This window comes from Pigmentiphaga litoralis (genome assembly GCF_048632615.1).
GTDB lineage: Bacteria > Pseudomonadota > Gammaproteobacteria > Burkholderiales > Burkholderiaceae_B > Pigmentiphaga > Pigmentiphaga litoralis_B.
In genome coordinates this window covers 4,131,638-4,151,632 of record NZ_CP184479.1, presented here as the reverse complement: position 1 = coordinate 4,151,632, position 19,995 = coordinate 4,131,638, and the positions used below count along the sequence as shown (strand labels likewise).

The 19,995-nt window shown below is 66.2% G+C and carries 18 protein-coding genes and 1 pseudogene; 15 read left to right on the top strand and 4 right to left on the bottom strand.

Annotation, left to right across the window (positions count from 1 at the left end):
• Positions 1-14: 14 nt before the first annotated feature.
• Positions 15-368 (top strand): RidA family protein, encoded by a 354-nt coding sequence (locus tag ACNANG_RS19115; protein ID WP_420227586.1) that lies wholly within the window; start codon positions 15-17, stop codon positions 366-368.
• Between the two features lie 180 nt (positions 369-548).
• The gene (locus ACNANG_RS19110; protein ID WP_420224337.1) at positions 549-1,778 is read left to right on the top strand and encodes a nucleoside recognition domain-containing protein; all 1,230 of its coding nucleotides are present in this window, start codon (positions 549-551) and stop codon (positions 1,776-1,778) included.
• Positions 1,779-1,870: 92 nt separating this feature from the next.
• Here ACNANG_RS19110 and rsmA read toward each other — a convergent pair whose 3' ends face one another.
• Genes rsmA through ACNANG_RS19090 form a run of 4 tightly spaced genes read right to left on the bottom strand, consistent with a single transcriptional unit; the run spans position 1,871 to position 7,697 of the window.
• On the bottom strand, positions 1,871-2,650 hold the full coding sequence (gene rsmA / locus ACNANG_RS19105) for a 16S rRNA (adenine(1518)-N(6)/adenine(1519)-N(6))-dimethyltransferase RsmA (RefSeq protein ID WP_420224336.1): 780 nt from the start codon (positions 2,648-2,650) through the stop codon (positions 1,871-1,873).
• Positions 2,647-3,762 (bottom strand): 4-hydroxythreonine-4-phosphate dehydrogenase PdxA, encoded by a 1,116-nt coding sequence (gene pdxA / locus ACNANG_RS19100; RefSeq protein WP_420224335.1) that lies wholly within the window; start codon positions 3,760-3,762, stop codon positions 2,647-2,649. Before pdxA ends, rsmA begins: the two co-directional genes overlap by 4 nt.
• Positions 3,762-5,267: a peptidylprolyl isomerase gene (locus ACNANG_RS19095; RefSeq protein WP_420224334.1), complete on the bottom strand. Its 1,506-nt coding sequence runs from the start codon at positions 5,265-5,267 to the stop codon at positions 3,762-3,764. The genes pdxA and ACNANG_RS19095 overlap by 1 nt, the downstream gene beginning before the upstream one ends.
• A gap of 51 nt (positions 5,268-5,318) precedes the next feature.
• Positions 5,319-7,697: an LPS-assembly protein LptD gene (locus ACNANG_RS19090; protein WP_420224333.1), complete on the bottom strand. Its 2,379-nt coding sequence runs from the start codon at positions 7,695-7,697 to the stop codon at positions 5,319-5,321.
• A 145-nt stretch (positions 7,698-7,842) separates the two neighbouring features.
• Here ACNANG_RS19090 and ACNANG_RS19085 point away from each other — a divergent pair, with 145 nt between their 5' ends.
• From ACNANG_RS19085 to ACNANG_RS19025, 13 genes and pseudogenes are all read left to right on the top strand, one after another.
• Positions 7,843-8,922, top strand: a complete 1,080-nt coding sequence (locus ACNANG_RS19085; protein ID WP_420224332.1) for an aminoglycoside phosphotransferase family protein — start codon at positions 7,843-7,845, stop codon at positions 8,920-8,922.
• Positions 8,922-9,602: an N-acetylmuramate alpha-1-phosphate uridylyltransferase MurU gene (murU, locus tag ACNANG_RS19080; protein ID WP_420224331.1), complete on the top strand. Its 681-nt coding sequence runs from the start codon at positions 8,922-8,924 to the stop codon at positions 9,600-9,602. The genes ACNANG_RS19085 and murU overlap by 1 nt, the downstream gene beginning before the upstream one ends.
• Positions 9,603-9,708: 106 nt before the next feature.
• Positions 9,709-11,058 carry an aminopeptidase P N-terminal domain-containing protein gene (locus ACNANG_RS19075; RefSeq protein WP_420224330.1) on the top strand — a complete coding sequence of 450 codons (1,350 nt, stop codon included), beginning with the start codon at positions 9,709-9,711 and terminating at the stop codon, positions 11,056-11,058.
• A 5-nt stretch (positions 11,059-11,063) separates the two neighbouring features.
• On the top strand, positions 11,064-12,320 hold the full coding sequence (locus tag ACNANG_RS19070; RefSeq protein ID WP_420224329.1) for an FAD-dependent monooxygenase: 1,257 nt from the start codon (positions 11,064-11,066) through the stop codon (positions 12,318-12,320).
• A gap of 203 nt (positions 12,321-12,523) precedes the next feature.
• Positions 12,524-13,526: pseudogene (gene dusB / locus ACNANG_RS19065) on the top strand (tRNA dihydrouridine synthase DusB).
• Positions 13,527-13,547: 21 nt separating this feature from the next.
• A complete protein-coding gene (locus ACNANG_RS19060) occupies positions 13,548-13,784 on the top strand; it encodes a helix-turn-helix domain-containing protein (protein ID WP_179585725.1) in 237 nt (78 codons plus the stop codon).
• A gap of 101 nt (positions 13,785-13,885) precedes the next feature.
• On the top strand, positions 13,886-15,475 hold the full coding sequence (gene purH / locus ACNANG_RS19055; protein ID WP_420224328.1) for a bifunctional phosphoribosylaminoimidazolecarboxamide formyltransferase/IMP cyclohydrolase: 1,590 nt from the start codon (positions 13,886-13,888) through the stop codon (positions 15,473-15,475).
• Positions 15,476-15,479: 4 nt separating this feature from the next.
• Complete coding sequence (gene ruvC, locus ACNANG_RS19050) at positions 15,480-16,043, top strand: crossover junction endodeoxyribonuclease RuvC (protein WP_420224327.1); 564 nt, start codon at positions 15,480-15,482, stop codon at positions 16,041-16,043.
• A gap of 2 nt (positions 16,044-16,045) precedes the next feature.
• On the top strand, positions 16,046-16,618 hold the full coding sequence (gene ruvA, locus ACNANG_RS19045) for a Holliday junction branch migration protein RuvA (RefSeq protein WP_420224326.1): 573 nt from the start codon (positions 16,046-16,048) through the stop codon (positions 16,616-16,618).
• A gap of 81 nt (positions 16,619-16,699) precedes the next feature.
• Entirely contained in the window at positions 16,700-17,785 is a 1,086-nt protein-coding gene (gene ruvB, locus ACNANG_RS19040) for a Holliday junction branch migration DNA helicase RuvB (RefSeq protein WP_420224325.1), read from the top strand.
• 510 nt (positions 17,786-18,295) lie between these two features.
• The gene (gene ybgC, locus ACNANG_RS19035; RefSeq protein WP_420227585.1) at positions 18,296-18,757 is read left to right on the top strand and encodes a tol-pal system-associated acyl-CoA thioesterase; all 462 of its coding nucleotides are present in this window, start codon (positions 18,296-18,298) and stop codon (positions 18,755-18,757) included.
• Between the two features lie 37 nt (positions 18,758-18,794).
• On the top strand, positions 18,795-19,472 hold the full coding sequence (gene tolQ / locus ACNANG_RS19030; RefSeq protein WP_420224324.1) for a protein TolQ: 678 nt from the start codon (positions 18,795-18,797) through the stop codon (positions 19,470-19,472).
• Complete coding sequence (locus ACNANG_RS19025) at positions 19,472-19,906, top strand: ExbD/TolR family protein (protein ID WP_420224323.1); 435 nt, start codon at positions 19,472-19,474, stop codon at positions 19,904-19,906. The genes tolQ and ACNANG_RS19025 overlap by 1 nt, the downstream gene beginning before the upstream one ends.
• Positions 19,907-19,995 lie beyond the last annotated feature (89 nt).

Below are 19,995 nucleotides of genomic sequence, written 5' to 3'. Positions count from 1 at the left end.
ATAAAGGAAGAGTGATGGACATTACCCGCATTGCCACTGACACCCGGCGTTCGCGCGCCGTGGTCTACAACAATATGGTGTTCGTGGGCGGTCAAACCGCCGATGACCGCAGCCAGGACATCCAAGGTCAGACCAATCAGACGCTTGCCAAGATCGAAAGATTTCTTGCCGAGGCAGGGACCGACAAAAGCCGCCTGCTGACGGCACAGATCTGGATCAAGAATCTCGAACGAGATTTCGCCGGAATGAACGAGGTATGGGACGCCTGGACAGCCCCCAATGCAGCCCCCACGCGCGCCACTGCGCAATGTGACCTTGGCGCCAGCGACATCCTGGTCGAAATCATTGTCACAGCCGCAGTGGCATAAGTTGATAAACTCCCGCTGAGCGTCAGTCATCCCAGGGTTGATAGCGCCCGGCGCGGATCGCGCAAGGGCGCCAGCGACTGATCGCTGCGTGCTCCGCAGGCGCCGGGCGGCATCGCCCGGCGCCTTTTTCCATCTTCCTGCCCGCCGCGCGGCGCGGCGTGACGCCACGACGGGCTCTTGATGCTCAACAAACTCTGGTTCGGATTCTTCCTGACCGCGGCGCTGGCGGCCTTTGGCCGCTGGGCCATCGCCGGCGACCCGTCGGTGTTTCCCGCCATCGTCACCAGTCTGTTCGCGATGGCCAAGCTGTCGGTCGAGGTCATGGTGCTGCTGTTCGGCACCATCACGCTGTGGCTGGGCTTCCTGCGGATTGCCGAACAGGCCGGACTGGTGGATGCGCTGGCGCGGGTGCTCGGCCCGCTGTTCGCGCGGCTGATGCCCGACGTGCCGCGCGGTCATCCGGCCATCGGCCTGATCACGCTCAACTTTGCCGCCAACGCGCTGGGGCTGGACAACGCCGCCACGCCCATCGGGCTGCGGGCGATGAAGTCGCTGCAAACCCTGAATCCCAGCACGACCACGGCCAGCAACGCGCAGATCTTCTTTCTGGTGCTGAACGCGTCGTCGCTCACCCTGATCCCGGTCACCATCTTCATGTACCGCGCGCAGCAGGGCGCGTCGGACCCCACGCTGGTCTTCCTGCCCATCCTGCTGGCCACCAGTGCGTCCACCCTGGCCGGCTTCATCAGCGTCGCGTTGGTGCAGCGGCTCAAGTTGTGGGACCCGGTGGTGTTGGCGTGGATAGGCTCGGCCGTGGTGTTGCTGGGCGGCTTCATGGCGATGCTGGCGACCCTGTCGGTCACGGCGCTGAGCGCGCTGTCGTCGTTGCTGGGCAACGTGACCCTGTTCGGACTGATCCTGCTGTTTCTCGTCGCCGGCGCCATCAAGAAGGTGCCGGTGTACGAAAGCTTCATCGACGGCGCCAAGGAAGGCTTTGATGTGACCAAGAGCCTGCTGCCCTATCTCGTGGCCATGCTGTGCGCGGTAGGCGTGCTGCGGGCGTCGGGGGCGCTGGATATCGCACTGGACGGGCTGCGGTGGCTGGTGAGCGCGGTGGGGCTGGACACGCGTTTCGTGGACGCGATGCCCACGGCGCTGGTCAAGCCTTTCTCTGGCAGCGCCGCGCGCGCCATGATGATCGAGACCATGCAGAACTTTGGCGTGGACAGCTTTCCGGCGCTGGTGTCGGCCACCGTGCAAGGCAGCACCGAGACGACCTTTTACGTGCTGGCCGTCTACTTCGGCGCCATCGGCATCCAGCGCACGCGCCACGCGGTCAGCTGCGCGTTGGTCGCCGACCTGGCGGGCGTCGTGGCATCGGTGCTGGTGTGTTACTGGTTCTTTGGATGACGTGCTGGCGGCCAGTGCAGGTTGCCTGGTGTGCTGATCGGGCCGATGATCACCACAGGATAATCACGGCCTGACAATGTCCGGCCCCAGCCTCAGACCACGCCGGCCTTGTGCAGCACGTCTGACAACGCGATGAACTGCGCGACCGACAGTTCCTCGGCGCGTGAGCTGTCGGCAATGCCCAGCTCGTCCCACGGCACCAGCGCGGCCCACTCACCCAGCCCCCGCCGCAGCATCTTGCGGCGCTGGGCGAACGACTTCTGCACCGTCAGTGACAGCGCTTCGTCGCTCACGGGCCGTGGGCGATCCTGCGGCAGCGGGATCATGCGCACCACCGCCGACACCACGCGGGGCGGCGGATCGAACGCTTCGGGCGGGACGTCGAACAGCTTTTCCATGTCGTAACGCGACTGCAGCATGACCGACAAGCGGCCATAGTCCGAATCGCCGGGCTGCGCGACCATGCGATCGATCACTTCCCGTTGCAGCATGAAGTGCTGATCGAAGACCTGGTCCGCAAACGGCATCAAGTGGAACAGCAGTGGGCTGGAAATGTTGTACGGCAGGTTGCCGACGATGCGCAGGCGATCGCCAAACTGCGCAAAGTCCACCGTCAGCACGTCGGCCTCGGTGATGTGCAGCCGGTCTTCGGTGTGCTGCTTGCGCAGCCGGGCGGCCAGGTCCCGGTCGATTTCGATGACCTGCAGGCGATCCAGCTTGTCCAGCAACGGCCTGGTCAGCGCCGACAGGCCGGGGCCAATTTCCACGACGTTGTCCGACCGGCGCAGGGACGCGGCGCGCACGATCGCGTCGGGAATGCTGTCGTCAATCAGGAAGTGCTGGCCGAAGCGCTTGCGCGCCTGATGCTTCACGCCGCGGCTCCGCGGGTGGCGGTGGACGGCGCTTCGGCTGAAGCGGAAGCGGTACTTCTAGACGTCGCAAGGCCCAAGTCGGCAGTGGGCAAATCAAAAGCGTAAGCGGGAATCATCTCGAGCGCAGTAAGAATGGCGTGCTGCATGCTGCCGGCGTCGGCGCGGCCGGTACCGGCCAGATCCAGGGCCGTGCCGTGGTCGACCGACGTGCGCACATAGGGCAGGCCAAGGGTAATGTTGACGCCCTGCCCGAAGCTGGCGTGCTTGAGCACCGGCAGCCCCTGGTCATGGAACATGGCCAAGGTCGCGTCGTAGCCCGCCACATGGCTGGGCACGAACAGCGTGTCGGCAGGAAATGGGCCGGTCACGTCGATGCCGGCGGCGCGGGCCGCGGCAACGGCCGGAATGATGACGTCGATCTCCTCACGGCCCAGATGGCCGCCCTCGCCCGCATGCGGATTGAGCCCGCAGATGGCGATGCGCGGCCTGGCCAGGCCCCAGCGCGACCGCAGGTCGGCATCCAGGATGGTCAGGACCTGCATCAACGTGTCGTGCGTGACGGCATCGGGCACCTCACGCAGCGGCAGGTGGGTCGTGGCCAGCGCCACGCGCAGGCCGCCGCCGGCCAGCATCATGACCACCTTGTCGACGCCGGCATGCTCCTGGAAATATTCGGTATGGCCCGAGAACGCCACGCCAGCGTCGTTGATCACGCCCTTGTGCACTGGCGCCGTCACGATCGCCGCGGCGTCACCCGCTTCGATCATGGCGATGGCGGTGTCCAGCGTGTCGAGCACATAGCGGCCGTTGCCGACTGCGAGCACGCCCGCTTCCGACGGTGCCCGCAAGGACACCGGGGCGATCGTGACGCCGTCCAGCGCGCCGATATCGATGTGCGGCGCGCGCGACGCCAGCAAGGCCGCGTCGCCGATCAGCACCAGCCGCGCCGCACGCAGGCGGGGCAGCATCGCCAGATCGGCGTCCGACCAGCCCTCGGTCGACACGGCGCCCGTCCGCAGCCCCGCGAACCACGCCGCGGCCGCGACCGACAACTCCGGTCCGACCCCCGCCGGTTCACCGGTGGTCAGGGCGAGCGTGGCGGCCGGCGTCATCAATTGAGGGGCGCGTCCGTGTTGGGGCCCAGGCGCACTTCGACGTAGGCGCGGTCGCGCAGCTGGCGGGCCCAGTCTTCGTACTGCTGATCCACCTTGCGCTGGTAGATCGCCTGGCGGGCGGCGGCGCGCTGGCGCTCGCGGCCGACGTCTTGCGTGCGGCGGCCCGTGACCTGGATCAGGTGCCAGCCAAACGGCGATTGCACCGGCTGGCTGATTTCGCCTGGCTTGAGCGCATCCATGGCCTGCTCGAACGCCGGTACGGTTTCGCTGGGCGACAACCAGCCCAGGTCGCCGCCCTGGGGCGCCGACGCATCGTTGGAATACTGGCGCGCCATGTCGGCGAACGTGACGTTGCCGGCCACCACCCGCTGGCGGATGTCGCTCAGGCGCTGGCGAGCCAATTCATTGGGCATGATCTCCGACGTGCGGATCAGGATGTGACGGGCCTGCGTCTGCTGGATCGGCACGGCCGATGCTTCGCCTGCCGCCGTGCCGGTCTTGCGGTCGATCAGCTTGACGATGTGGAAACCGTTGCCGCTCTGCACGATGCCGCTGATCTGACCCGGCTGCAACTTGGCGACGGCCTCAATGAAAATGCCGGGCCAGCGGTCGGTGGGCCGGGTGCCCAGGTCGCCGCCGCGCAGCGCTTCTTCACCATCGGACGCCGACACCGCCAGCCGCGCGAAGTCCGACGGGCCACGGGCCTGGTTCAACAGCGTTTCAGCCTTGCGGCGCAGTTCGGCCACACGTTCCGACGACGAGCCTTCCGGCACGCGCACCAGGATCTGCGCCAGCGTCAGTTGCGACGGCGTCGTCTGATTCTGGTCGGCCAGGAAGTTGTCGATCTCGGATTCGGACACCTGCACCTGGCTGTCGACCGCGCGTTCACGCAGGCGCACCAGCGTGATTTCCTGGCGCAGGTCTTCGCGGTACATGGCGAAAGGCAGCCCTTCCTTCTCGATCTGGTCACGCATTTCGGTGACCGAGACCTTGTTCTGTTCGGCAATGCGGCTGATCGCGCGGTCCAGCTGGAAATCGTCGATACGGATGCCGGTCTGCGCGGCTTCCTGCATCTGCGTGCGTTCCACGATCATGCGCTCGAGCACCTGGCGTTCCAGGGATTCCGGGTCGGGCTGGGCGATGCCCTGGCGCGACAGCGTCGCGATCGCGGCCTGCACGCGCTGTTCCAGTTCGCGGCGGGTGATCGCCTCGCTGTTCACGACAGCGGCGATCGAATCGCCGGCCTGCGTGCCGCTTTTGCGCGGCGTGGCGGTCGGCGCCGGGCCCGAGCGCAGCGGCTGCTGGGCGTTGCGCGGGTTGGTCGTCATCGTCGGTGCTTGCGGCATCTGGCGCTGGGGGTCGGTCACCTGCGGCGTGATCATGGATCCGCTGCCTGACGACATGCCACTGTCCCCGCCGCCCGGCATGCCGCCCGGAAGGCGCAGTCCCTGCGCGTGAGCGCCCACGCTGCCGGCCAGCAACGCAACCAGCAGAGAGGACATCACGCCGCGACGGGCCAGGCGAAGAGGATGAGGCGTAACCATGGAATGCATTTATTCGTACCTTTCGAAACCCGTGCCTTTCTCAGGCGGCGGGTTGATCACCTGATACCCCGGAATACTCCGGCGCAGTGTGTTGATGGGACTTGTACCGACCCGTGCGAAGCCGTTTAGTTCGAGTTGCAGGAAAAACGCCGTGGTCGCGTCTCGTGTCGCGACCGCGTAGCGCTGGACCACCGCACGGACGGCAAAACAGCAGGCCGAGTTGTACTCGACGCCCGCTACCACCTCGGCAATCCGGTTCTGCAGCAGGGAGTAGTCGAAGCGGCCCACGCCAAACCAGCGCGGCGCAAGCGGCCACTGGAACGCCAGGTCGATCTGCTCCCGGCCCAGCACGCTGACCGACTCGCGTTGGTAGCGGTAGGACAGCGCCAGCGTGCTCAGGCGGGCGGGGCTGAAACGCGCGCCCACCGTCGAGCGTGACACCCGGCTGATCTGCGGATTGTATTGCACCGTGGTCTCGCCGCTCAGGCTGGAGGTCAGCGCGCCATAGACCGAGGCCAGATAATCCGACCGGCCGTCCGACCGCACCGCGTCGCCCGGTAGCGTCACGCGCTGATCGCTGAAGTACAGGCGCTGGGCGCCGGTCACGCGCGCCCGTTCCACCCCGGTCTTGGGATCCAGCCAGCGCGACGTCAGCGCGGCCGTGACCTGGTTCGCTTCGGCGATCCGGTCGTTGCCCGCGTAGATGTTCTCGGAAAAGATCTGCGCGAAGTTGAAGTCGGCCAGCGCCGTGTCGAACACCGGCAGGCGCGACTGGTCGCGGTACGGCACGCGCAGGTAGTACAGGCGCGGCTCCAGCGTTTGCGTGACGTCCTGGCCCAGCATGCGGCCATCGCGCTCGAAGATCAGGCCGGTGTCCAGCGACACGATCGGCGTCGTGCGGTTGGCCCGGTAGGCATCGGCGCCTTGATAGGCATCGACGTCATATCGCGTGGTGTTGATCCCGATCTTGGGGATCAGGAAGCCGCCCGGCCGGATGATCGGATACGCGACCGACGGATAGGCGTAGCTGCGCGTGCCCGAAATCAGGCGGCTGTTCTTGAATCGTGTGGTATCGACTTCAACCCGCGCGTCGAATCCGTTCCAGTCGTAGCGCGCGCCATTCAGGCGCAGTTGCGGTTCGCGATCGTAGGGTGGAATGATGGGCAGCAGCGGGTCTTGCAGGGTCTGGAACTTGACCACTCGGCCAAAGGCATCCCAATACCCGCTCTTCCAGGTCAGCGCGGCGGAACGTTCCAGCGTGGCGGTCGACGCCAGGCCCGTTCCGGCCACGGAAAAGTCGCGGAAGTAGTTGTCATCGGACGCGCCGTTGACGTTGAAATTCAGGCCCAGCGTGTCGGTCAGGCGCTGACGGTGCGCAAACGAATACAAGTAGCGGTCGGTTTGCGTCACGCGGTCGTTGCTCAGGTACGTGGCGCGGGCTTCGCCACTGTAATTCGGTTCCAGGTAGCGGAATTCGCCGCCCAGCTGCAGGCCGCGGCGTTCCATGTAGCGCGGCGAAATCGTCGCATCACGGTTGGGCGCGATGTTGAAGTAATACGGCGTCAGCAATTGCGGACCGCTTTTGCTGGTGATGCCGAACGTGGGCGAAATGAAGCCGGACTTGCGGGCGTCGCTGATCGGAAACGACATCTTGGGCGCGCCCAGGATAGGCAGGCTCTTGAAGTACAGGGTGCTGCCGTAGCTGGTGGCTTCGCCGGCGTCGTAATCGAAATCGATCCGGCGCGCGCGCATTTCCCACGACGGCTCTTCACAATCACATCCCGTATAGGTGACGTTGTCGGCGCGCACGCGGCCCTGACCCAGCAATTCGACGTGATCGGCCGTGCCGCGCCCACCGTTCAAACCAAAAAAGAAGCGGGCGTTATCGAGTTCACCCGTGCCGGTGTTCAGGTTCAGCTTCAGCCGCGGACCGCTCACCACATTGCCGTCGCGCGTCAGGCGCACGCCGCCGGTCGCCTCGACTTCGCCTTCCACCTGGCGGTATTCGATGCTGTCGCCTTTCAGAACCGTGTCGGTCCGGCGAATCTGGGCATTGCCGTCCAGCCGCAGATTGCTTTCGCCGTCGCCCGTCAGGCTGTCGGCTTCCAGATAGACGGGCAGGTCATCAGGATCACGCTGCGGCCGCGGCTGCAGGGCCGGTGAAAGGCGCAGGCCGGGTCCGCTGACCTGCCCCTGCGCGGCTTCGGGGGCGGGCGCATTGGTGCGCCGCTGCTCCGGGGTGAAGGGAATTTCGCGGACCGGCGGATCGTCCTGGCCGAACAGGCTTTCCTGCCCGAAGGGCGTTCCCCCGTACGAAGGCATCTGCCCATACGTGGCCGACTGCCCATACGTCGGCGATTGCCCATAGGCAAAAGGGGTCGCAGTCACTGCGGTAAATAGGCTGAACCACCGGATCAATCGCACGGGTATCGGGAGAACACAAAAATCGAAACGGAAGAATACGCGACTGAAGGACGCGCGCGGCTACAAACTAGATACCTCGGATACGGTATCGCTCGGTATTATAGGAGGCATGGAACCTGTTACTTCTCCCCGTGCCGGTCAGCCCGGCCAAGACCCGCGTATCGGGCAACTCATCTCGTGGCTGGGCACCCTGCCTGCCGACCTTGGCATCGATGCCGGCAGCCTGCGGCCGGCGTCCAGCGACGCCAGCTTCCGCCGCTATTTCCGGGTGGACGCCGCCAACCGCACGCTGGTGGTCATGGATGCGCCTCCCGACAAGGAAGACTGCCGCCCTTTCCTGCACGTGGCCGGCCTGCTCAAAGACGGTGGGCTGAACGTGCCGGATATCCTGGCGCAGGACCTGACGCAGGGGTTCCTGCTGCTGTCCGACCTGGGCTACACCACCTACTACAACTATCTGCAGGCATCGCCGTCGGCACAGGACACGCACCGCCTCTATCTGGACGCCTTGCGCGCGCTGGTAAAGATACAACAAAGCGCGACAACCGGCCTCGATCATTACGATTACGGCCGTTTCCACGCCGAACTCGGCCTCTTTCCCGAATGGTATGTGGGTACCCACTGCAAGTTCGAACTGGACGAGAAGACCCGCGCCGACCTGGAAACCGTCTTCGCCACCCTGATCGAAGCCAACCTGGCCCAGCCGGCCGTGCTGGTGCACCGCGACTTCCATTCGCCCAATCTGATGATCACCGAAGCCTTGGGCGCGGGCGCCGACTTCGGCCCCAATCCGGGCGTGATCGACTTCCAGGACGCCCTGGTCGGACCCATCACGTACGATCTGGCCTCTTTGCTGACGGACGCCCGCACCACCTGGGACGAACCCCAGCAACTGGATTGGGGCATCCGCTACTGGGAAATGGCGCGCGCGGCCGGACTGCCGGTGCCCACCGACTTCGCCGAATTCCACCAGGCGTATGAATGGATGGGCCTGCAGCGGAATCTGCGCATCCTGGGGGTCTTCGCGCGCCTGGCCCATCGGGACGGCAAGGACGCCTATCTGGCCCACATCCCGCGGGTGAACGGCTACGTGCGCCAGGTGGCGCAGCGCTACCTCGCTTTCAAACCGCTGATCCGCCTGCTCGACAAGCTGGATCAGACGCAGGTCACCACCGGGTACACGTTCTGATGCGCGCCATGATCCTGGCGGCGGGGCGGGGCGAACGCATGCGGCCGCTGACCGACACCCTGCCCAAGCCGCTGCTGACCGTCGGCGGCAAGCCGCTCATTGTCTGGCATATCGAACGATTGGCGGCGGCGGGGATCCAGGACATCGTCATCAACCATGCATGGCTGGGCGACAGGATCGAAGCGGCGCTGGGTGACGGACGGCGGTGGCACGTGCGCCTGCGCTACTCGCCCGAGGCGACCGCGCTCGAAACCGCCGGGGGCATCAAGAACGCGTTGCCGCTGTTGGGGGATGCGCCTTTCCTGGTGATCAACGGCGATGTGTGGTGCGACTGGTCGCCGGCGCAAGCCGACGGCATCGCGGCGGATCTTACGGCTCGCGGCGATCAGGCCTGGCTGCTGTTGGTCGACAACCCCGAGCATCATCCTGATGGCGACTTCGCCTTGCGCAGTGACGGCTCGGTGCTGCCGCGCGGGAACGATGTCGCCCTGACCTTCTCCGGCATCGGCATCTATGCGCCGTCCTTGTTCGAGGGTGTCGAACCTGGCCATGGCGCGCGCCTGGCGCCGGTGCTGCTGGCCGCGATGGACGATAACCGTGTGCGAGGTGCGCGGCATGACGGCAGCTGGGTAGACGTCGGGACGCCCGAGCGGCTGGCCGCGTTGGACGCCAGCGTCTAAGGACGGACGGTCAAGCAGCCTGGCTGGATTTGTCCTGGCTCTGCGGTGCATGCCTCTGCGCACCCGCCTACAATCACCTCAGTCCCCGATTACCGGAACCTGCCTCATGAGCATTCCCGCGCAAGATTTTTCGCCCTTTGCCGCACGCCGCGCGCGCGTGCTGGACACCTTGCGGTCGCATGGAGGCGGGATCGCCATCCTGGCCACATCGCCCGAGGTGGTGCGCAACCGCGACGCCGAATACGACTACCGGCACGACAGCGACTTCTACTACCTGACAGGCTTTCACGAACCGCAGGCCTGGCTGGTCCTGATTGCTGGCGACACCGACCGCAGCATCCTGTTTTGCCGCAGCAAGAACCTGGAACGCGAAATCTGGGAAGGCTATCGGGTCGGGCCGGACGCCGCCAAAGAGGTGTATGGCTTTGACGCCGCCATTCCGGTGGACCAGCTGGATGCCGAGCTGCCCAAGCTGATCGCCAACCAGCCACTGCTGTGCACCCCGCTCGCCAGCCACGCCGCGTTCGATCGCCGGCTGCGCACCTGGCTCGACGCCGTCCGCGGCCTGGGCCGTTCGGGCACGCTGATCCCGCTGCGCACGCTGGACCTGCGCAGCCTGCTGGCCGAAATGCGCCTGTTCAAGGACGCGGCCGAAATCGCCATCATGAAACGCGCCGCGCAGATTTCCGCCGGCGCGCATGTGCGGGCCATGCAGCGCACGCGCCCGGGCATGCACGAATACGAAATCGAAGCCGAACTGCTGCACGAATTCCGCCGCCATGGGGCCCAGGCCGTTGCGTACAACTCCATCGTTGCGACCGGCGCCAATGCCTGCGTGCTGCACTACCGCGCGGGCGACGCCATCCTGCAAGACGGCGATCTGCTGCTGATCGACGCCGGGTGCGAACTCGACAGCTACGCGTCCGACATCACCCGCACCTACCCCGTCAACGGCCGGTTCACCGGTCCGCAGCGGGCCTTGTACGACCTGACCGTGGCCGCACAAGACGCAGCCGCCGCCCTGACCCGGCCGGGCGCGCACTGGAACGAAGGCCACGAGGCCGCCGTCCGGGTGCTGGCCCAGGGCATGATCGACGAAGGCCTGCTGACCGGCACGCTCGACGGCGTGATCGAATCGCAGCAGTACACCCGGTTCTACATGCACCGCACCGGCCACTGGCTGGGCATGGATGTGCATGACGTGGGCGACTACCGCGAGCCCGGCGAGCCGCATTCCGCCGACCATCCCCGGCCGTGGCGCAAGCTGGAAGCGGGCATGGTCCTGACGATCGAGCCGGGCATCTACGTCCGGCCGGGCGAGGACGTGCCCGAGGCCTTCTGGAACATCGGGATCCGCACCGAAGACGATGTGGTCGTGACGCCGGACGGCTGCGAGCTGATCACACGCGGCGTGCCCGTTGACGCCGGCGAAATCGAAGCGCTGATGCGCGGATGATGGCCATGGTTCCGGACAGCGACATCACCATCCTGGGCGGCGGTCCTGTGGGCACGACGCTCGCGCTGCTGCTGGCCCGGCTCACGCCACGGCCCGAACGCATCGTGCTGTGCCGGCCGGAACGGGCGCCCGCCTCAGTGGCCCCGGCTGTGGCAACCCCCGCCGCGCCGCCAATGGCGCCTGCCGACGCCTTCGCAGGTAAAGCAGCCGCCCCCGACCCGCGCGTCATGGCGCTGAACCACGGCAGCCGCGTCCTGCTGCAAAGCCTGGGCGCCTGGCCGGAAGGCGGCGCCGACATTGCCGATATCCACGTCTCACAGCGCGGCCGGCTGGGCCGCACGCATATCTCGCATGCCGATTTTGGCGTGGATGCCCTAGGCACCGTGCAATCCTACGCCGCCATCATGCAGGCGCTGGCCGACCCCCTGGCTGCGTCGGGTGTCACCGTGCGCGCCGGCGCGGGCACCCTCGTTTCGCAGGACGACACGGCCGTCCACCTGACCCAAGGCAGTGCCGCGTGGACCAGCGCCGCCGTCGTCCAAGCCGAAGGCGGCACCTTCGACGAGCAGGAAGCCAAGGACGTCCACCGGAACTACGACCAGCACGCCGTGCTGGCCACGGTCACGGCGGAACGGCCCCGTCGGGGCTGGGCCTTCGAGCGCTTCACGCGCGAAGGTCCGCTGGCCCTGCTGCCTTTTCCGGGTCACCCTGGCGCGGGCGGGGGCGCGAACGCCTCCGGCCGTTACGCGCTGGTCTGGTGCTGCCAGCCCGACCGGGCGGCAGCGCTTGCAGCGATGAGCGACGACGCGTTCGCGGCAGAACTGAACCTCACCTTTGGCACCCGGCTGGGTACGTTGTCCGTCGCGGGGCCGCGCCATGCCTACCCGCTGGGCATCAACGTCAGGAAGCAGATCGTGGACCGCCGCCTTGCCGTGATCGGCAACGCGGCCCAGACCCTGCACCCGGTGGCCGGTCAAGGCCTGAACCTGGGGCTGCGCGACGCGGCCAGGCTGGCGCAGGCGCTGGCGCCGGCGCTTCGGCAGACCGGCGGCGATCCCCGGCCCCTGCTGGCGCAGTATGCCCAGGCGCGACGGGCCGACCGCTGGCTGACTGCCGGGCTGACCGACCTGATGCCACGCATCTTTGCCACCGGTCTCGCGCCCATCGAGCATGCCTGCGGCCTGGCGCTGCTCACGCTGGACCTGTCGCGCACCGTCCGCACGCCACTCGCCCGGCAGATGATGGAAGGATCCCGGGCGTAACCGGCGGACCTAACCCGCTTGCCTCCTCGCCCGGGCGCCCCCAGGGTCCCTGCCGCACCCCCGCCGCACGATCCACCCCCGCCCGCGTCCCATGGGGCGCCGCTACAACCACCTGCCGGCCCGTAGCGGTACAATCCACCCCCATTTCCAACTTTCCTCCGGCGCGCCCTTCCCCACTCTGCGGGAACGTGGCGCCACACGTCATGCGTATCGGTCCCTACGATCTGCCCAACAATGTGTTTGTCGCGCCCATGGCTGGCGTGACGGACCGGCCTTTCCGGCAGTTGTGCAAACGTCTGGGCGCGGGGCATGCCGTTTCGGAAATGGCCGCCAGCAACCCCCAGCTCTGGCACAGCGTCAAGACCGCGCGCCGGCTGGACCACGACGGCGAAAGCGAACCCATTGCCGTGCAGATCGCGGGCAGCGATCCGGCCATGATGGCCGAAGCCGCCGTATTCAATATCGGCAAGGGCGCGCGCATCATCGACATCAATATGGGCTGTCCGGCCAAGAAGGTCTGCAACGTGCTGGCGGGCTCGGCCCTGCTGCGCGACGAAGACCTGGTCGCCCGCATCCTTGACGCCGTCGTCACGGCCTGCGCCCCCACGGCGTGCCGGTCACGCTCAAGACCCGCACCGGCTGGAACCGCGCGAACCGCAACGTGCTGCGCGTCGCGCGCCGGGCGCAGGACATCGGCATCACCGCGCTGGCGCTGCACGGCCGCACGCGCGAAGACCTGTATACCGGCACGGCCGAGTACGAGACCATCGCGATGGTCAAGGCCGAGCTCGACATTCCGATCATCGCCAATGGCGATATCCGCACCCCGAAGACGCGCGCCATGTGCTGGACGTGACCGGCGCCGATGCCGTCATGATCGGCCGGGCCGCGCAAGGACGGCCCTGGCTGTTCCGCGAAATCGATACCTACCTGCGCACCGGAAGCCACCACGCGCCGCCCACCCCGACCGAGATGCGCGACCTGCTGCTGGAGCATCTGGACGATCACTACCGGTTCTACGGCGAATTCACCGGGGTCCGGACGGCGCGCAAGCATATCGGCTGGTACCTGGGATCGCTTGAGGGCGGCCCGGCGTTCTGCGCCCGCATGAACCTGATAGAAAACACGCGCGAGCAGTGGCAGGCCGTCGCGGACTGGTTCGATCACGCGATAGCCCACGCGTCCGACCCGCTGCTCGCTGCCTGAACCCCGCATCAAGGATAAAAAATGAAAGAACATACGCTTGAAGAATGCGTGCGCCAGACGCTGGAACGCTACTTCAAGGACCTCGAAGGCGAGACCACCAGCGGCGTCTGGGAGATGGTGCTGTCGGCCGTCGAGCGCCCCATGCTCGAAGTGGTCCTCGGCCGGGCGCAGGGGAATCAGTCGCGGGCGGCCGAAATCCTCGGCATCAACCGCAATACACTGCGCAAGAAGCTCGACCACTACCAGATCAAGGCCTGACCCCGAAGCGCCAGCTTCCGGTCCGGCTGCTCGGCCTCGTGCCCGTCTCCGCCATTCCGTTCACCGCCGCTTTTCCGAGCGGCCCCTTTGCTTAGCTGACCATGAAAATCGAACGCGCGCTGCTTTCCGTCTCCGATAAATCCGGCATCGTTGAATTTGCCCAGGCGTTGAACCAACGCGGGGTGCAACTGCTGTCCACCGGTGGCACGGCAAAGCTGCTCGCCCAGGCCGGCCTGCCCGTGCAGGAAGTGTCCGACTACACCGGCTTTCCCGAAATGATGGACGGCCGCGTCAAGACGCTGCATCCCAAGATCCATGGCGGCCTGCTGGCGCGCCGGGATGCCGACTCGCACCTGTCGGCGATCGCCGAGCACCGCATCGGCCGCATCGACCTGCTGGTCGTGAACCTGTATCCGTTCGTCGAAACGGTCGCCAAGCCGGATTGCGCGTTTGAAGACGCCGTGGAAAACATCGACATCGGCGGCCCGGCCATGCTGCGCGCGGCAGCCAAGAACCACGGCACCGAAGCCGGTGGCGTGACGGTCGTGATCGACCCGAGCGACTATGCCCGCGTGCTGAACGACATGGACACGCGCGACGGCGTCACCTCGTTCGGACTGCGCCTGGACCTGGCCAAGAAGGTCTACGCCCATACCGCGGCCTACGACGGCGCGATCGCCAACTACCTGACCAGCATGACGGCCGACCCCGAACAGACGGCCGTGCCCGAGCGCGCCGCCTATCCGAACGTGCTGACCTTCCAGATCCGCAAGACGCAGGAAATGCGCTACGGCGAAAACCCGCACCAGTCGGCGGCGTTCTACACCGACGCAGCACCGGCCGCCGGCCTGCTTGCCAACTACACGCAGCTGCAGGGCAAGGAACTGTCGTTCAACAACATTGCCGATGCCGACGCGGCCTGGGAATGCGTGCGCACGTTCGACGTGCCTACCTGCGTGATCGTCAAGCACGCCAACCCGTGCGGCGTGGCCGTGGCCGACGGCCCGCTCGCCGCCTATCAGAAAGCCTTCAAGACCGACCCCAGCTCGGCCTTTGGCGGCATCATCGCCTTCAACCGTCCGGTCGACGCCGCCACGGCGCAGGAAGTCAGCAAGCAGTTCGTTGAAGTGATGCTGGCTCCGTCGTATGACGACGGCGCGCGCGCCATCTTCGCCGCCAAGCAGAACGTGCGTCTGCTCGAAGTGCCGATGGGCGACGGCGCGAACGATTTCGAAGTGAAGCGCGTTGGTGGCGGCTGGCTCGTGCAGCAGCCCGACAACTTCAACGTGCCGCGCGACCAGATCAAGGTCGTCACCAAGATCGCGCCAACCGCCGCGCAGATGGACGACCTGCTGTTTGCCTGGAAAGTGGCTAAATACGTCAAGTCCAACGCCATCGTGTTCACGGGCAACGGCATGACCCTGGGCGTGGGCGCCGGCCAGATGAGCCGCATCGACTCGGCCCGCATCGCCAGCATCAAGGCCGCCAATGCCGGGTTGAGCCTGGCCGGTTCGGCCGTGGCGTCCGACGCCTTCTTCCCATTCCGTGACGGCCTGGATGTCGTGGCCGACGCCGGCGCCACCTGCGTCATCCAGCCGGGCGGCAGCATGCGCGACGCCGAAGTCATTGCCGCCGCCGACGAACGCGGCATCGCGATGGTGCTGACCGCCACGCGTCATTTCCGCCACTGACCGGATGCGTATCCTTGGCGTGGATCCCGGCTTGCGGCGCACCGGCTTCGGTGTGATCGATGTCGACGGTCCACGCATGCGGTATGTCACCAGCGGCACGATCGTCGTCCCCACGAACGACGAACTCGGGCCGCGTCTGAAGGTCATACTCGATAGCCTGCGTGAAATCATTCGTGACTACGCGCCCCACACATCGGCCATCGAAAAAGTCTTCGTGAACACCAATCCCACATCCACCCTGCTGCTCGGACAGGCGCGCGGCGCAGCCTTCTGCGCCCTGGTGGACTGCGGATTGGGCGTGCAGGAATACACCGCGCTGCAGATCAAGAAATCGGTGGTGGGCACCGGACGCGCCGCCAAGGAGCAGGTGCAGTCCATGGTGCAGCACCTGCTCGCGCTCGATGGCGCGCCGGCGTCCGATGCGGCCGATGCCCTGGCCTGCGCCATCTGTCACGCCCATGCCGCGCCGCTGGCCGATCGCCTGCGGGCCGCGGGCGTGCTCGACCAACCCGCCTTCGGCCGTCGCGGCACCCGCATGCGCAACGGCCGGATGATTGGAACTCCCTGACCATGATCGGACGTCTTACCGGAACGCTCGTCGAAAAGTTTCCGCCCCTGGTGTGCCTGGATGTACAGGGCGTGGGCTACGAAATCGACGTGCCCATGAGCACTTTCTATTCGCTGCCCGATGTCGGCGCGAAGACGACGTTGCTGACCCACCTTGCCATCCGCGAAGACGCGCATGTCCTGTACGGCTTCGCCACGGCCAATGAACGCAGCGCGTTTCGCGAACTGATCAAGATCAGCGGCGTGGGCGCGCGTATCGCGCTGGCCGTGCTGTCGGGCATGACCGTGACCGAACTGTCGCAGGCCATCACGCTGCAGGAAGCCGGCCGCCTCACCCGCGTACCGGGCATCGGCAAGAAAACGGCCGAACGCCTGCTGCTCGAATTGCGCGGCAAGCTTGGCGCCGACCTGGGCAGCACGCCTACGTCCGTGCCGGACAGCCAGGCCGACATCCTGAACGCATTGATCGCGCTGGGGTACTCTGATCGCGAGGCCGTTGCGGCGCTCAAGACCCTGCCGGCCGGCGTGGGTGTGTCAGACGGCATCAAGCTGGCCCTGAAAGCGCTCGCGCGCTAGGCCACCTGCCCGGCGCCCGGTTCCGGCGCCCTGGTTTCAGTGCCCTCTACACGGCGTTCTCTTCACTAGGCGATTTTCTCCATGGCGATCCAGTCAGACAAACTTTCTGTTCGCGACGACCCGAAGCGGGATCCCGTCGCCGACGCGCGCATCATCTCGCCGCGTCCGGCCTCGCCCAATGAAGAGGCGATCGAACGTGCGCTGCGCCCCAAGGCCCTCGACGAATACGTCGGCCAGCAACGGATCCGCGAGCAGCTCGAGATCTTCATCACCGCCGCCCGCCAGCGCAGCGAATCGCTGGATCACGTGCTGCTGTTCGGCCCGCCGGGCCTGGGCAAGACGACGTTGGCCCATATCGTGGCCCGCGAAATGGGCGTGCAGTTGCGTCATACGTCGGGCCCGGTGCTGGAGCGCGCCGGCGACCTGGCTGCGCTGCTGACCAACCTGGAACGCAATGACGTGCTGTTCATCGACGAGATCCACCGGCTGTCGCCGGTCGTCGAAGAAATCCTGTATCCGGCGCTCGAAGATTTCCAGATCGACATCCTGATCGGCGAAGGCCCGTCGGCGCGCAGCGTGAAGCTCGACCTGCAGCCCTTCACTTTGGTGGGCGCCACGACCCGCGCGGGCATGCTGACCAATCCGCTGCGCGACCGCTTCGGCATCATCGCGCGGCTGGAGTTCTACACGGCCGCGGAACTGACGCGTATCGTGACGCGCAGCGCCGGGCTGCTGAACGCGCAGATCTCGGAAGATGGCGCGCACGAAATCGCGCGTCGCTCACGCGGCACGCCGCGGATCGCGAACCGCCTGCTGCGGCGCGTGCGCGACTACGCTGAGGTCAAGGCGCAAGGCGTCATCACCGGCGACGTGGCCAAAGCCGCTCTGGCCATGCTCGATGTCGACCCCGAAGGCCTGGACATCATGGACCGCAAGATCCTGGAAGCCATCGTGCACAAGTTCGACGGCGGGCCGGTCGGCCTGGACAGCCTGGCTGCCGCGGTGGGCGAAGAACGCGACACGATCGAAGACGTGATCGAGCCCTACCTGATCCAGAACGGCTACATCCAGCGCACCGCGCGCGGCCGCGTGGCCACGCTGAGCACCTACCGGCATCTTGGACTGGCGGCGCCGTCCAGCGGCGGCACGGGCGACCTGTTGCTATAAGCGCCGTGCTCGAACGGCACGAAAAGGCCTGCGCACGGAACGACCATCCAACATGACGGCCGCCCAAAGAAAAACGGCCGGATCATCACGATCCGGCCGCCGGTGTATGTGAGCGCCGTGCCTGGGCATCCCCCAGGTCACGTGCTCGCTGCGACAAGCGCAGTTGACTGGTGCAGTGACTAAGAACACTGCGAAGTGAATGATATCGCCGCCGCGTGACAGTGCAGTGACAGAAAGCAAGCACTCGTAAAGAGGCGGAAGCGTCAACAGACCCGGACGGCGCCACCCACGCACCCGAAGCCGTACAGGCGCAAAATCAACGCTTCCTGAATGTCAGACGGCCTCATGGCGCCAAAGTTCGCTGCTTTACACGCCGTCACATTTACTCGTGCATGAAGCGCATGCGCCAATGCGGACGCCGTCCGGGTTGTTTACAATTTCGCGTCCCGGCCCGTCGCCGCTCCGAACTGATCCAAGGCTTTCGATAACGTGTCCGCAGCAGTGCCCGCCGTGTCCGCCGCGCAACGCGCCGCGCCGCATGCTTCCCCTTCCGGCGAATTCCACTTCCCCATCCGCGTCTATTACGAAGACACGGATGCCGGAGGAGTGGTCTACTACGCCAACTACCTCAAGTTCTTCGAGCGCGCGCGCACCGAATGGTTGAGGTCTCTGGGCTTCGGTCAGACTGCGCTGGCCGACAGCACGGGCTGCATCTTCATCGTCCGCGGTCTCGACATGCAATACCGAAAACCGGCCCGGCTGGACGATCACCTCGTCATCGCCAGTCGCGTGTCGCGGCTCGGCAAGGCTTCCATGGATTTTTCACAGACCTGCCTGCGTGACGGTGAACTGCTCGCGTCCGGTCAGGTCCAGGTAGGGTGCGTGGATCGCCACAGCCTGCGCCCTACCGCCATGCCGGCTGGCATCGCTGCGGCGCTGGCCCGGCTAGAATCCCCGGTTGCCCCGATTTGATCCGTCATCTTCTTTCGAATATCTACAAGGACTTTGCATGAACGCCACCCAGGACATGTCGATCCTGTCTCTGATTACCCAGGCCAGCTTCACGGTGCAACTCGTGATGGGCATCCTGGCGGTTGTTTCTCTGATGTCCTGGACGTTTATCTTCCGCAAGGCCATCGCACTCAAGCAGGCCAAGGCACAGACCGACCGCTTCGAATCCGATTTCTGGTCGGGCGGCGACCTGAACATGCTGCATCAGTCGGTGGCCACGCGCCGCACCGAGCATGGCGCGCTGGCGCGCATCTTCGAAGCCGGCATGGCCGAATTCGTCAAGGGCCGCCAGGTCAAGATGGTCGACACCAACACGCTCCTGGACGGCTCGCGTCGCGCCATGCGTGCCGCCTATCAACGGGAAATGGACGCCCTTGAATCGCACCTGAACTTCCTGGCCTCGACCGGCTCGGTCAGCCCGTACGTCGGCCTGTTCGGCACGGTGTGGGGCATCATGCATGCCTTCCGCGGCCTGGCCAACGTGCAGCAGGCCACGCTCGCCAGCGTGGCGCCCGGTATTGCCGAAGCCCTGGTCGCCACTGCGATCGGCCTGTTCGCAGCCATTCCGGCGGTCGTGGCCTATAACCGCTACTCGCATGACATCGACCGGATCGCGATCCGCTTCGACAGCTTCATCGACGAGTTCCTGAACATCCTGCAAAGACAGGTGCGCTGATGCCGTCCGTACGTTCCGGAAGCCGTCGCGGCCGTCGCGCGATGACCGACATCAATGTCGTTCCCTACATCGACGTCATGCTGGTGCTGCTGGTGATCTTCATGGTCACCGCGCCGATGGCGCCTCCTGGCGTCATCGACCTGCCCACGGTGGGCCGCGCCGCGCAGATGCCGGTCAAGCCGCTCGAAGTGCTGCTCAATGCCGACGGCACCGTGCAGATCCGCGACCGCGAACGCGGCGACAGCCGCCCGCAAACGGTGGCGCGCAACGATCTGGCGCGTATCGCCCGCGAACGCCAGACCGAGCATCCCAACCAGCCGGTCGTGATTTCCGCCGACCGCAAGTCGCAGTACGAAGCCGTGCTGACCGTCATGGACGACCTCCAGAAACAGGGCGTGGCGCGCGTCGGACTGCTCGTGAAGCAAGGTTCCTGATCGTCTATGGTGCCGAACGACAATACCCGCCGTCCCCTTCCGGTCCCGCCCGAGCCTGGCAAGTGGCTCGCGGTAGGCCTGGCGGTGCT